Annotated in this window: 13 protein-coding genes and 2 pseudogenes; 11 read left to right on the top strand and 4 right to left on the bottom strand. The window is 52.5% G+C overall.

Features of this window, described 5'->3' with window-relative positions:
• Positions 1-156: 156 nt before the first annotated feature.
• The 4 genes and pseudogenes from CHR62_RS13285 to CHR62_RS13265 form a co-directional block, all read right to left on the bottom strand.
• Positions 157-528: pseudogene (locus CHR62_RS13285) on the bottom strand (tyrosine-type recombinase/integrase); the annotation flags it as partial.
• Positions 529-585: 57 nt separating this feature from the next.
• Positions 586-1,875, bottom strand: coding sequence for an ISL3-like element ISPpu12 family transposase (locus CHR62_RS13275; protein WP_123661243.1), 1,290 nt, complete (start codon positions 1,873-1,875; stop codon positions 586-588).
• A 21-nt stretch (positions 1,876-1,896) separates the two neighbouring features.
• A complete protein-coding gene (gene lspA / locus CHR62_RS13270; RefSeq protein WP_004863699.1) occupies positions 1,897-2,409 on the bottom strand; it encodes a signal peptidase II in 513 nt (170 codons plus the stop codon).
• 3 nt (positions 2,410-2,412) lie between these two features.
• Positions 2,413-3,309, bottom strand: coding sequence for a cation transporter (locus CHR62_RS13265; protein ID WP_004574643.1), 897 nt, complete (start codon positions 3,307-3,309; stop codon positions 2,413-2,415).
• A 95-nt stretch (positions 3,310-3,404) separates the two neighbouring features.
• On the opposite strand from CHR62_RS13265, the gene cadR reads away from it, so the two are divergent.
• The 11 genes and pseudogenes from cadR (at position 3,405) to ccmE (ending at position 12,709) form a co-directional block, all read left to right on the top strand.
• Entirely contained in the window at positions 3,405-3,812 is a 408-nt protein-coding gene (cadR, locus tag CHR62_RS13260; RefSeq protein WP_004364961.1) for a Cd(II)/Pb(II)-responsive transcriptional regulator, read from the top strand.
• A 321-nt stretch (positions 3,813-4,133) separates the two neighbouring features.
• Entirely contained in the window at positions 4,134-4,520 is a 387-nt protein-coding gene (locus CHR62_RS13250) for a hypothetical protein (RefSeq protein ID WP_123661241.1), read from the top strand.
• Positions 4,521-4,544: 24 nt separating this feature from the next.
• Positions 4,545-6,293, top strand: coding sequence for an AAA family ATPase (locus CHR62_RS13245; RefSeq protein WP_158609132.1), 1,749 nt, complete (start codon positions 4,545-4,547; stop codon positions 6,291-6,293).
• 12 nt (positions 6,294-6,305) lie between these two features.
• Complete coding sequence (locus CHR62_RS13240; RefSeq protein WP_158609131.1) at positions 6,306-7,076, top strand: metallophosphoesterase; 771 nt, start codon at positions 6,306-6,308, stop codon at positions 7,074-7,076.
• Between the two features lie 1,638 nt (positions 7,077-8,714).
• Positions 8,715-9,407 (top strand): annotated as a pseudogene (locus tag CHR62_RS13235) (class I SAM-dependent methyltransferase); the annotation flags it as partial.
• Between the two features lie 7 nt (positions 9,408-9,414).
• On the top strand, positions 9,415-9,837 hold the full coding sequence (locus CHR62_RS13230; RefSeq protein ID WP_123661237.1) for a hypothetical protein: 423 nt from the start codon (positions 9,415-9,417) through the stop codon (positions 9,835-9,837).
• Between the two features lie 206 nt (positions 9,838-10,043).
• Positions 10,044-10,658: a cytochrome c biogenesis heme-transporting ATPase CcmA gene (ccmA, locus tag CHR62_RS13225; protein WP_123661236.1), complete on the top strand. Its 615-nt coding sequence runs from the start codon at positions 10,044-10,046 to the stop codon at positions 10,656-10,658.
• Entirely contained in the window at positions 10,655-11,338 is a 684-nt protein-coding gene (ccmB, locus tag CHR62_RS13220; protein WP_123661235.1) for a heme exporter protein CcmB, read from the top strand. The genes ccmA and ccmB overlap by 4 nt, the downstream gene beginning before the upstream one ends.
• Before the next feature lie 11 nt (positions 11,339-11,349).
• Positions 11,350-12,087, top strand: coding sequence for a heme ABC transporter permease CcmC (gene ccmC / locus CHR62_RS13215; protein ID WP_123661234.1), 738 nt, complete (start codon positions 11,350-11,352; stop codon positions 12,085-12,087).
• Positions 12,084-12,266 carry a heme exporter protein CcmD gene (ccmD, locus tag CHR62_RS13210; RefSeq protein ID WP_123661233.1) on the top strand — a complete coding sequence of 61 codons (183 nt, stop codon included), beginning with the start codon at positions 12,084-12,086 and terminating at the stop codon, positions 12,264-12,266. The genes ccmC and ccmD overlap by 4 nt, the downstream gene beginning before the upstream one ends.
• The gene (gene ccmE / locus CHR62_RS13205) at positions 12,263-12,709 is read left to right on the top strand and encodes a cytochrome c maturation protein CcmE (RefSeq protein WP_123661232.1); all 447 of its coding nucleotides are present in this window, start codon (positions 12,263-12,265) and stop codon (positions 12,707-12,709) included. Before ccmD ends, ccmE begins: the two co-directional genes overlap by 4 nt.
• Positions 12,710-12,714 lie beyond the last annotated feature (5 nt).

The raw sequence follows: 12,714 nt of genomic DNA, 5'->3' as shown, positions 1-12,714 counted from the left end.
TCGGATAGCGTGTCTAATTGAAAGTACTTGAAGTACGACGCAAAAGAACATCATCATAATTGCAACTCGAGATCGACTACAGGCATGCAAGGCTAATGTCCGTTTCTGGCCGGACAGCGACATTTGGAATGCTCGCTGTCGGAGTCTAAGTAAAAATCACACTTCTGTTTGCTCTGCCATTTCAAGTGCGTCATCGACTTCGATACCAAGGTATCGCACTGTGCTTTCGAGATTGGTGTGACCGAGGAGCAATTGAACTACCCGTAGATTTTTTGTGTGTCGGTAAATTAATGACGCCTTTGTCCTTCGCATTGTGTGTGTGCCGTATGCGGTTGGATCCAAACCGATGGCAGTCACCCAAGCGTCGACTATCCGAGCGTATTGCCTCGTCGATAGGTGCAATGATGCGTGAATCCTACTCGAAAAAATAAAATCATCAGCGCGCAGTTCCCCGTGGCGTATCCATGCTGTCAACGACTCGCGTGTTTGTTCAGTGATTTCAAATTGCACAGGGCGTTGAGTTTTTTGGGTATACGGATTTAATGGTTGATGGGGCACCTTCACCCCATCAATCTGATACCACCCTCAGATGGTTGATAGATCGACTCCGTAGTTGAGTTCCTCTGCGAAGTCCGGCAGTCCGTAACCGATGGTTTTCTTGTAGAAAGGAGAGACCTTCGCAGTCGGTGCCTTCTTCTTGTGCTTCGTGGTGTAGAGCATTCGTGCCCGCATCACCTCGAAGGAGTAACCGCGCCCTTCACGGTTCTTGTCCTTGGCCAGTCGGTTGATGGACTCCGTGTAAGCGTTGGTGACGGGCATGTCCTTCTCGAAGTAGGTCATGGTCTCTTCGCGCCAGTTTCCCACTGCCCTGACCAGATCGCTCCAGACTTCCTTTTGGCCCTTCGGGATGGTGGCTATCCACTCGTCCAGGGCGGCTTCTGCCTGGAGCCGTGTGGTGGCGTCCCAGATGCCGTAGAAGCGCTCCTTGTGCTCGTAGGCGGCCAGCAGTTGCGGGAACGCGCCTGTCCAGGTCTCCATGATGAGGCGCTCCCGGTCTGAGACTTCGTGAGCGCGTTTCAGCAGGATTTTCCGGTCTCCCTTGAGAGTCCGGCTCTGGGACGGTTTCAGCTCCTTTCTGAGGCCCTTGCGCACTCTCTCTAGGGCATCGTTGGCCATGCGCACCACATGGAACTTATCGACCACGATACGGGCCTGGGGCAGCACAGCCTTGACCGCTGCCCGGTAGGGGTTCCACATGTCCATGCTGACGATCTCGACCTTCTGCCGGTCTTTCAGCTTCATCAGGTAGTTGGTCACCACGTCCTGGCGGCGGGTGGCCAGCAGGTCGAGCAGGGTTCGCTCCTCAATGTTGGTCAGAATGCAGCGGTAGCGCTTGTTCAGGTATAGCTCGTCAATGCCCAGGATGCGGGGCGTCTCGAAGCGGTGCCAGCGCCCCAGGAACTCGGCGCGGGCGTTGAAGATGTCGCGCACCGTCTTCTCATCCAGGCCGGTCTGTGCCGCCACAAAGGTGTAGGGGTGGTTGAAGGATTCCTTCTCCACGTACTCATGCAGCCGCAGTGTCATACGGAATCCGTCCACCATCTCCGGTAGCTGGGGCCTGAATGTTGTCTTGCAGGCCCGGCAGGTGTATCGGCGGCGGACCACCCAGAGAGTGACCCGCTTGCCGTGGATGGGCAGATCACGATAGGGAACGTCACGCTTGCCGAACCGTACGAACTCACCCTGCACGACGCATTCCTCGCAGGCGATGGGATCGGGCACGTCCACCTGGAAGTGCATTTCGTCGTCGGTTGATTTGCAGCCCAGTACTTGGTATTGCGGCAGGTGAAGGATGTTGTCGGGAAGTTCGGTCATGGTGTTGTATAGGCGTAGGTGTCAGTCAGATCCATCCGGCTCGGCATTGGTGTTTGCTTTTTTACCCAACAAGCTGCTGGAAACGAAAAGTAAGGCACCGAGGACAATTGCAATATCAGCCAGGTTGAAGGCCGGCCAATGCCAGTCTCGCCAATAGAAATCAAAGGAATCCACAACATAGCCGCGAAAGACCCGGTCAATCAGATTGCCCATGGCGCCACCGAGGATAAGACTGTAAGCGATGGCTTCTCCTTTATGACGATTTTCAAGGATCAGCTTGATCAGAAAAATCGAGACCACTACCGCGATTCCGATAAAAAAGTAGCGCTGCCAGCCTCCACCATTCGCAAAAAGACTGAATGCGGCACCGGTGTTCCATAGGTGCACCCAGTTAAAGAACGGGGTCACCGAAACATACTCGCCATAGGCCATTGATTGCTGCACCAGCCACTTTACAGCCTGATCAGACGCTGCCAGCAGGCCCGATATGGACAATAGGGCATACGGCGAGAGCTTTTTGCCAATAATGAGCATTATTTAACCCTTCAACGCCAAAATGCGTCTGGCACCGTTAAGTACAATGCCCCCCGCGATGGTGCCGATAATCAGATCCGGATAATTGGAACCGGTCCACGCGACCAGGGCGCCGGCGGTGATGACCCCCAGGTTGATCACCACGTCGTTGGCCGAGAATATCCAGCTTGCCTTCATGTGCGCCCCGCCTTCCCGATGTTTGGATATGAGCAGCAGACAACTGGTATTGGCAATCAATGCGACGAATGCGATAGCCATCATCACCAGCGATTCAGGCTCACTACCGAATACAAAGCGTCTCACCACCTCTACGAGCACGCCCACAGCCAAGATCAGTTGCAGTACACCAGCAAGATGCGCGGCACGTACCTGCATTTTCACGCTATGTCCAACCGCATAAAGGGCAAGCCCGTACACCGCCGCATCGGCAAAATTGTCCAGGGATTCTCCAATCAGGCCGGTGGACTGGGCGATCAGACCGGCAGTCATTTCCACCACGAACAGAAGTGCATTGATGCCGAGCAACCAGCGCAGGGTCCCGGATTCTTGCTTAGCAGAAGCTGCCGAAAACTCGGCGGCCTTGATGGTCTCCGGATTTGCAGCGACGGTTTCCTGAAGCGAGGCGCCTAGCCCCAAGGTCTTCAGTTTCGAGGTGACGGGCTCGACCTCGCCGTCATGCACGACCTTCAGCCGGCGGTTCGACAAGTCGAAGGACAGCGCCCGAATCTCCTCAAAGCCGTTCAGGGCTAGGCGAATCATTCGTTCTTCTGATGGACAGTCCATCTTCGGCACGGCATAAACACTGACCCATCTCCCTGGCGCCTCGGAGGAGGCCTGTATATCGGTATCCGCTGCGGACGTTGCATCACCGCCACAGGCGCCACCACAGGATTTGCTCATGATACGACTCCACTTGAACAATGTTGCGGTACCATTTAAAACTATAAAGCTACTATAAGGTCAATAGAGTAAAGAATCCGTTGGGGAGGAGGCTGATGCGCATTGGTCAGTTGGCGCAGTTGGTAGGGGTCGAAACACAGACGATCCGCTTCTATGAACAGCAGGGCTTGTTGCCGCCGCCTGATCGGCAGGACAACGGTTACCGTGTCTATACCGAGAAGCATGGTGAGGGGCTGGCCTTCATCCGTCGCTGCAGAATCCTGGGCCTGTCACTGGCTGAGATTCACGAACTACAGAGCTATCAGGACGACCCTCATCAGCCTTGTACCGCCGTCAACGCCTTGCTCGATGATCACATCTCTCATGTGCGGTCGCAGATAACCGCTCTGCAAGCGCTTGAGAAACAACTCGTTTCACTGAGAGCGAGTTGCAACGATGACCGGGAAGTTGAGGCGTGCGGGGTTCTTGCTGGAATTAGTGAAGGAAACATGCACCAGCAGTAGGTGAAGCATCAACCAGATAATCCGATGAGATGCCGGTCTGTCTCACTCTCATGCAAAGGTAAGATCAACCATTTAATCCGCTTACCCAAATTTCTTATAGGTTCTTGCGGTTTTGAAATGTTTTCTTTAGTCTTGATCTTAGTAAGCTCGACCTGAGATAATTTGCAGATGAAGCCTTCCTCTTCCCCCATTCTCGCCATGCAAACGACTTACATAACGGAGTTGTTTTGGATGCGCGCGGGCGTTGAGTTTGCTTAAGTTTTAGTTGCTAGGACACTTCAAACCCCGCCGTGATGCGGGGTTTTTTTATTGGAGAAGAGAGTGAGTGATCGAGGAAAGTTGGACGCGCTGCCAGTGCGCTTCCCACGCGTGTTTCGTGACTACCCGGCGCCTGGATTTGAGCATGGGGAGGGTTGGGCAGATTTGTTGGCTGTACTGTTTGAGCGTGTGACGACAATCTTGAATGCTGATCCGCAAGCAAAATTTGAAGCCAGGCAAATCAAGGAGAAATTTAGTGAAATGCGCTTCTATTGGCGTTTGCATGAAAGCTCGCGAGAAGAGACCTTTGAAGAGATCCGCGAGGCGGTAGACGCGGCGTGTGAAAAAAGTGCGGGCGTCTGTGAACGATGCGGGCGGCAAGGTGTTAGGGTTGACGCAGGAGGTTGGTTAAAAACCCGCTGCGTTGATTGTGATGAGCGTTGGGAGTGAGTAGTTATGGACAGGGGTGAGTTTATGGCGGCCCTGGAAGGGCTTTGTGATCAAGCGTCGCCGGCCGAAGGGGGAGTTGCGGCGCCTGCTGTCGACCCTGTTCTTGATGATTTTTTTCGCGACGAGTTTTTACAGATGGTTCACCTGTGCCGTCCTGTGCCTCGGCAATTTTTAGAGCTTCAGCAAGCTTTGGACGTCGTGGCCAACCCTGATAGGAGCGATCGCGCGCGGGGCGTGGCGGCAGTTGAGATTGGGGAGTTTGTAAAGCGGCTTGACCCATCTAACAGCCTCCCTTGGTTAAGTGAGCCGTTGGACTGGTTTCGCTTCGCGAGGAACAAAGGATCGATTGTTGGTGCGTGGGCGGCGGCTAAATGCTGGTTAGATAAAGAAGAGGTGGCGACTATTCTTTCACCTAATATTATTCATGCCGCTTTTGATATTAAAAGTAAAGCCATGAAAGGCATTTCGCTGCATGCTGTTGAGGAGTGGCGCCAGGGCCTGCTTATGCTTTCAGTTCGCGTTGTGGAAGATATTAAGCATTGGAAAGAGAGGGATTACAGCTGCGCTCTGGCTTGCCTGGTGAATTATTTGACGTTCATTTTTCCAGCCGGCAAGTCCTCTGAGCTGCAGTTTGGTTGGTCGCTGGGTAAGGCCATTAAGTACCGAAAATCGAGCATGAGATGGGTTCTCCCGCTTTGGAGCACGGTAATTGATGGCATGGTTAAAAATTTGTATGTCAGCGGCAAGAGGCGCGACCACTTGCTTGAGCAGCAGCAAACGATCTGTGCTTGGGTTGAAGGTTTGGATGAGCGCAATTTTTCTGTTGTTGAAATTCAATCTGTTGGCGAGTCTTCTGGGAGTGATGAGCCGATTGCCTCTTCTGAGCGCCCTAGCCAGGAGCTGGTGGTAATTGAAGGTGAGATCCCTGTTTCTTCCGATCGTGACGACAAGGCTGTTTTAAGTCAGTATGAGGTGCTCAGGAGCCCCTTGCCCTTTTGCTCTTTGCCGCCCGTCGCTAAGCTCTTTGAGTTGCGGGACGAGCTTCAAAAAGAGTTTCCATGGGCTGTTGAGGCAGTGCGGCTTGTCTTCTCTGATTTGATCGTAAGGCGCAGCCATGGTGCTTTGCGCTTGGGCATGTCGCCGGTCTTGCTTGTTGGCCCGCCAGGCGTTGGCAAGACTCGCTTCGCGCAGCGATTATCCGAGCTTTTGGGTGCTCCGAGCTTGGTTATGAATCTAGCGGGTACGAGTGAAAACAAGCTATTGAAAGGGTTCTCGCGCGGTTGGTCAGGTAATCGCCCATCCAGAATTGTGGATTTGATCAGGCAAGAAAAAGTCGTGAACCCGCTCATCATTTTGGATGAGGTGGACAAAACTTTTACTGCTGGCGGAAACGGCGGGTCAGTGCAAGACGCTTTGCTCGATTTGCTTGAGCCTGCGAACGCGAGGCGCTATCAAGACGTTTACTTGATGGCAGAGTGCAATTTGTCGCATTGTTTTTACATTGCGACTTGCAATTCGATTCAGAGCATTTCTGAGCCTTTGAGGACGCGATTTCGCCCTGTCCTTTTTCAGGCGCCTGGGCCAGAGCATGCGCCAACGCTGATCGCTGGTGTTGTCAGTGATCTTGAGCGGTCTTGGGGCGTGCCTGAGGGTGCAATCACGCTTTCTGACGCTCAAAAAGCTAGGCTCGTCGGCTTGTCGGCCAGGGAGATGAAGGCTGCGATTGTGGACATGCTTTATGGTCAAAGCGAGTCATCGCGCTGGGTGAGTTGATGGATTTGAATGATGAGTGAAGTAAAGCCGCAAGCTCCGATCAAGCGACTTGGCCTTGATCTTTTTGACAAAGGTCGAGTCTTTGTTGTGGGTGATGTCCATGGATGCTTGGATTTGCTTATGAGAGGTTTGGAGCAAATCAACTTCAACACATCGCGTGATACGCTCTTGAGCGTGGGCGACTTGATCGATCGTGGTCCGCGCAGCTTTGACGCGTTGAGGCTGCTTCGCGAGCCCTGGTTTTATGCGGTTCGCGGCAATCATGAAGAGATGCTTTTGGCGGCTGCGCGCAGTCCAGAAAATTGGAAAACTTTAAAAGAAAACGGTGGCCAGTGGTGGTTCGAGCTTGCGTTCGAACAGCAGCGAGAGGCGGTCGAACTTGCGCAAAGCATGCCTTTTGCTATTGAGCTCGAGTCGCCGATCGGACGGGTTGGCGTGGTCCATGCCGACTTGGCCAACACTATAAATTGGGACGTCTTTACATACCTGGTTGAAGCTGGTGATCGGCGGGTGATTGAAGCGGCGGCATGGGGTCGCAAGCGCATCAAGGCAAAGGACGACTCTTTAGTTCAAGATGTGGCGCGTGTCTATGCGGGGCATACGATCGTGCCGGGCCCGGGCCGATTGGGGAACGTTTTTTACCTGGATACTGGGGCTTTCTTTATTGGTATTCCATCGCCAGCAGCGCCGCCATGCCCCGCGCTTACCATTGCCCAGGTCACCTGCAACTCACTGGACTTTAGTGCCAGCCAGGTTAAAGACGGCCTGAGAATTATTACTTAAAGGCGAGCCCTTTTAAAGGTGAGCTTTTGCAGGATAAAAGGCGATATTTCTACCGTTCACCTGGCCTTGGCGCTTCAAATTAGGCCTGCCCAGCAAGCATTGCACAACATATCCCGTAAAAGCTCACCTATTGCGCGAACGAATAGTTTAAAAGTCTATATAAAACAATTGTTTGCGCGAAAAATAAATAGTCAAAAATCTCACGCATATCACTACCATAGGTGAGTGTTTACGGGATAAAGCTCGAATAAAGGCGAGATAAAGGTGAGACTTTACAGGAGACAAAGCGAATTATTTGGCCCTGGGCGGGGATTTTTGGTGTGAATTGGCCGTTTTTTAGTGGTTTTTTGCCTTAAAAATAGCGTTCTTCTCCTGTAAACACTCACCTTTGCATCGCAATCGAATGATTTTTCGCGTAAAAAAAGGGTGCTTTTCTTTCTGCAAGTATTTGTTTTATAAGGATTATTTTGTTTTCCTTGAATTTATAGGTGAGGGTTCACGGGAGCGAAAAATCATTTTTGGGTGCTTTGGGCCAATTTCGTCGCCTGGTTAGAGCGCATCTGGAGCGGGTCTTTAATTGGGCTTTTATCCTGTAAACACTCACCTAAGCCGTATCCCATCCCTCGTTCTGGGCACATAAAAATAGCCTTTCTTTCCTGTAAACACTCACCTTTGCATCGCAATCGAATGATTTTTCGCGTAAAAAAAGGGTGCTTTTCTTTCTGCAAGTATTTGTTTTATAAGGATTATTTTGTTTTCCTTGAATTTATAGGTGAGGGTTCACGGGAGCGAAAAATCATTTTTGGGTGCTTTGGGCCAATTTCGTCGCCTGGTTAGAGCGCATCTGGAGCGGGTCTTTAATTGGGCTTTTATCCTGTAAACACTCACCTAAGCCGTATCCCATCCCTCGTTCTGGGCACATAAAAATAGCCTTTCTTTCCTGTAAACACTCACCTTTGCATCGCAATCGAATGATTTTTCGCGTAAAAAAAGGGTGCTTTTCTTTCTGCAAGTATTTGTTTTATAAGGATTATTTTGTTTTCCTTGAATTTATAGGTGAGGGTTCACGGGAGCGAAAAATCATTTTTGGGTGCTTTGGGCCAATTTCGTCGCCTGGTTAGAGCGCATCTGGAGCGGGTCTTTAATTGGGCTTTTATCCTGTAAACACTCACCTAAGCCGTATCCCATCCCTCGTTCTGGGCACATAAAAATAGCCTTTCTTTCCTGTAAACACTCACCTTTGCATCGCAATCGAATGATTTTTCGCGTAAAAAAATGGTGTTTTTTTGTCTTCAAGTATTTGTTTTATAAGGATTATTATATTTTCCTTGAATTTATAGGTGAGAGCTAACGGGAGCGAAAAATCATTTTTGGGTGCTTTGGGCCAATTTCGTCGCCTGGTTAGAGCGCATCTGGAGCGGGTCTTTAATTGGACTTTTATCCCGTAAACACTCACCTTTAATTTAAAAATATTCGTCATCGTCATCTACCCAGGGACGCGCGCGAGAGGTTAGCGGCTTGCTGTAGTGGTCTGGATCGATGGGCCGCAGGGCTATGTCGAGCATTCCAACCAACAAAAGCGCAGCAAGGTAGGCAGGCACCAAGGGGAATCCAGCGGGCCGCTAACCCGGCGAGCGAGTTTTGGATCTTGCCTGCGGTACGGGCAGTGTCGCACGACAGGTCGCTCCCATGGTTGGGATAAGCGGTCAGGTCCTCGCTCTGGATATCAATTCAGTAATGCTGGAAGTAGGCCGTGCACAACCGTCACCGGCTGGTGCTTCGATACTCTGGCAAGAGGGTGATGCAACTCGCCGCGAACTTCCCGGTGACGCGTTTGATCTTGTGCTATGTCAACAAGGACTCCAGTTCTTTCCCGACCGAGCGGCTTCAGGTCGCGAAATGCGTCGCGTGTTACGCGATGGCGGTAGCGCAGTCATCAGTGTCTGGCAATCCCTGAACAGCCATCCTGTGTATGAGGCGTTGTTTACGGAAACCGCACGCCTTCTTGATGTGCCCATTACGGATGTCGATGTTGCTTTTTCATTATCAAACCCCGATGAGCTATACACGTTGCTCGGCGAGGCGGGCTTCCAATATATCGAAATCACTCCACGATCGCAGTCTATTCGCATGCCTGAGCCAGAAAGATTTGTTCAGTTTTCGATACTGGGCGCAGCCACCTCAGTGCCAGTATTTGCATCTATGGATGCCGCAGAGCGCCTCGCTCTTGTGGACGAAGTAAGGGCGGAGACGCACGCTATCATCCAAGGCTTTCGGGATGGGGATTCTCTTGCGTTTTCTATGGAGACAAACATCGCGATTGCAAAATAAGCAACCCATGGTTTCTACTTTTCATACCCTCGTTTGTAAGACACGCTTTTCACTTGCTACAATCGTCCATGCGATGAAGAAATTTCTCCTTATTTTTATGCTGGTCATGCTGCCGCTCCAGGCCTCCTGGGGCGTTGTGAGTGTATATTGCCAGCCAGAAAGGGAGATTTGCATCGAGCCCTGTTATAGCGAAGCTCAAGAGCAGCGTGTCTATTTAAACGACGGGTCCGAGCAAACTGGTTCAACCTCGGGTTTTTTGGACCAATACGAGCATTCTTGCCAAGCCCCAGCGGCGTCGATTCTTTCATCTTCAAATCAAACCATTCCTTCCTTATCGGCTAGTTTGGCCCTTCAGTTTCAAGAGGTGCCTTTGAGCTTGCCGACCTTGTCTGAGCGGCCTGAGCGGCCCCAGTGGCTTTTCGTTGCCTAAGCTGGCACGCCGCTGATTCGACTTTCCTCCTGCCCCACACCTACGTCCTCAGCGTCGTCGCGTTCAATTGACTTTGAGCGTGCGCCCAGCTACTTGCGACGGTAGCGCTTAGCCCCGCATGTAACGGATGGTCCGTTGCATATCGGCGCATAGCCAGAATACCGATATCACCTGGTGATTAACGTTTTTGCGAGCAAAGGTCGACGGTGCTTGAAGCCATCAATCTGGACTGCGTGCGCGGTGAGCGCCGCCTATTTCATAATCTAAGCTTTCAGCTCAAGGCAGGCGAGTGCCTGTTGGTGCGAGGCGAGAACGGTAGCGGCAAAACCAGTCTTTTGCGCATGCTGGTGGGGCTTACGCCTGCGGCTGCTGGGGCCGTTCATTGGCAGGGTAGTCCGATAAAACAGCTGGGCGATGAGTACCGTCGCGAGCTACTTTATTGTGGCCATCCTTTGGGCCTTAAAGATGCTCTAAGTGCCACGGAAAACCTAATTTCCAGTGTGGCGTTGGCTGACGAATCGGTTACCCAGGACGGTGTGCACGAAGCCTTACGCCAGGCTGGATTGCAGGGTAGGGAGCATCTGTCGGTGCGAGCCTTGTCGCAAGGGCAAAAGCGCCGTGTCAATCTGGCTAGGCTACTGCTGCAAAGGTGTGCTTTGTGGGTGTTGGATGAACCTCTGACTGCATTGGATACCCAAGCCAGCCTATGGGTTGTACGGGTGATTGACCAGCATCTGAGCAATGGCGGGATTGCAGTCTTGACGACGCATCAGGACTTGGCCTTGGCAGGCACGACGCACGTTATACGGGTAGGCGTATGAGCGACTCCATTGGCTTATCCGTATTTCGAGGGGTAATACATCGAGATTTAAGGCTCGCCATGCGGCGCAAGTCCGATGTGCTGACACCGCTTTTTTTCTTTGTCATCGTGGTCAGCCTGTTTCCGTTGGGCATTGGTTCTGAGCGCGACATGTTGCGGCAGATCGCCCCAGGCATTCTTTGGGTGGCAGCACTGCTGGCGACCATGTTGTCGCTTGACCGGCTGTTTGAACAGGATTACGCCGACGGCACACTAGAGCAAATGGCTCTTTCGCCCGCTCCGTTGGGAACGCTGGTGCTCGGCAAGGTGGTCGCGTATTGGTTGTTGACGGGTTTCCCCTTGACGTTGCTGGCTCCGCTGCTGGCATTGCAATTCGATTTATCAACCCCTTCGTTACTGGTGCTGGCTGCATCGCTGGCTCTGGGTACGCCTGTGCTTAGCTTTATTGGCGCTATTGGGGCGAGTTTGACCCTGGGCCTGCGTGGCAGCAGCGCTCTGGTCGCCTTATTGGTGCTTCCGTTGTATGTGCCGGTGCTGATCTTTGGCGCGGGTTCGGTAGACGCTGCGACTGCCGGGCTGGGGGCCACGGCGCATCTATCGTTGCTGGGTGCTGTGCTGGTTTTAACTGGTTTTTTTGCCCCGTGGGCCACCACTGCGGCCTTACGGATAGCCTTGGAATAATGAGTAAGTACATGATTAATTGGTTTAAGTATTCCTCGCCCAAAACGTTTTACCCGCTTGCGGGCAAGCTGATTCCCTGGTTTGCGTCAGCCGCCGCGATTCTGGCGGTCCTAGGCATGTATGTGGGGTTTTTCATGGCGCCCACCGATGCTCAGCAAGGCGAGGGCTATCGCATTATTTTCCTGCACGTGCCGGTCTCCTGGATGTCGATGTTCATTTATCTGGTCATGGCGTTCTGGGCCGCGATAGGGCTGGCATTTAACAGTCGTTTAGCGGCCATGATGGCTACGGCCTTGGCTCCTACCGGCGCCATGTTCACTTTTCTTTCGCTTTGGACGGGCGCGTTGTGGGGCAAACCCATGTGGGGAACCTGGTGGGTTTGGGATGCGCGCCTGACTTCCGAATTGATACTTTTGTTTTTGTACATAGCGTTTATCGCGCTGCAGTCAGCGGTGGATGAGCCGCGCCGCGCCGATAAGGCCGGTGCCGTGCTTGCTCTCGTCGGCGTGGTGAATATCCCCATTATTTATTTCTCGGTGCAGTGGTGGAACACACTGCATCAAGGTGCATCTGTTTCGCTGACGCAAGCGCCCTCAATGGCAATGATCATGCTTGTCGGCATGCTGATTATGGCCTTGGCGTCATGGATGTATACGGTGGCGGTGGCTCTGATGCGCGTGCGCTGCATCATTTTGGAGCGCGAACACCATGCCGGATGGTTAGACGAATTGAAGGAGGTAAAGCAATGAATTGGACGAGTCCTGCTGAATTTTTTGCCATGGGCGGCTATGGGCAATATGTCTGGGGGTCAGTGGGCGTGGCCATGGTCGTGCTGTGCGCCGAATGGCTGTTGCTACGCCAGCGTCGCCGGGCGGCTTTATTGCACCTAAAGCGCCAGTTAATCCTGAAGAAAGAGGAATCACTATGAAAAAACGTCATAAGCGCCTTGCGCTCATAGGTGGTGGCCTGGCCGCATTGGGTATTGCCACCGCGCTAGTGCTGAATGCTTTTCAAAGCAATCTTGTGTTTTTCTTTACGCCTACGCAGGTGAGCGCGGGTGAAGCCCCGCAGGAGCGGACCTTTCGCGTCGGGGGCATGGTGCAAACCGGCAGCGTGCAACGACTAAGCGATGGGCTTACCGTCAAATTCGTGGTGACCGATACGGCCAAAATGGTACCGGTCACTTATACGGGAATATTGCCCGACCTGTTTAGTGAAGGCAAAGGGGTGGTGGCCCAAGGCAAGCTCGGGGTCGATGGGTTGTTCCGGGCGGAAGAGGTGCTTGCCAAACACGATGAGAACTATATGCCCCCTGAGGCGCAGCATGCGCTGGATGAGGCCGCCAAGAACACGATTACTGCGAGGCCATAACGCTC

This window comes from Pusillimonas sp. NJUB218, assembly GCF_003788685.1.
Lineage (GTDB): Bacteria > Pseudomonadota > Gammaproteobacteria > Burkholderiales > Burkholderiaceae_B > Neopusillimonas.
The sequence above is the reverse complement of the archived record's forward strand: the minus strand, read 5'-3'. Positions and strand labels throughout refer to the sequence as shown.

Coding starts and splice junctions, on each gene's coding strand:
- CHR62_RS13275 (WP_123661243.1), bottom strand. CDS start 1,875: ATGACCGAACTTCCCGACAACATCCTTCACCTGCCGCAATACCAAGTA.
- lspA (WP_004863699.1), bottom strand. CDS start 2,409: ATGCTCATTATTGGCAAAAAGCTCTCGCCGTATGCCCTATTGTCCATA.
- CHR62_RS13265 (WP_004574643.1), bottom strand. CDS start 3,309: ATGAGCAAATCCTGTGGTGGCGCCTGTGGCGGTGATGCAACGTCCGCA.
- cadR (WP_004364961.1), top strand. CDS start 3,405: ATGCGCATTGGTCAGTTGGCGCAGTTGGTAGGGGTCGAAACACAGACG.
- CHR62_RS13245 (WP_158609132.1), top strand. CDS start 4,545: ATGGCGGCCCTGGAAGGGCTTTGTGATCAAGCGTCGCCGGCCGAAGGG.
- CHR62_RS13240 (WP_158609131.1), top strand. CDS start 6,306: ATGAGTGAAGTAAAGCCGCAAGCTCCGATCAAGCGACTTGGCCTTGAT.
- CHR62_RS13230 (WP_123661237.1), top strand. CDS start 9,415: ATGGTTTCTACTTTTCATACCCTCGTTTGTAAGACACGCTTTTCACTT.
- ccmB (WP_123661235.1), top strand. CDS start 10,655: ATGAGCGACTCCATTGGCTTATCCGTATTTCGAGGGGTAATACATCGA.
- ccmC (WP_123661234.1), top strand. CDS start 11,350: ATGATTAATTGGTTTAAGTATTCCTCGCCCAAAACGTTTTACCCGCTT.
- ccmD (WP_123661233.1), top strand. CDS start 12,084: ATGAATTGGACGAGTCCTGCTGAATTTTTTGCCATGGGCGGCTATGGG.
- ccmE (WP_123661232.1), top strand. CDS start 12,263: ATGAAAAAACGTCATAAGCGCCTTGCGCTCATAGGTGGTGGCCTGGCC.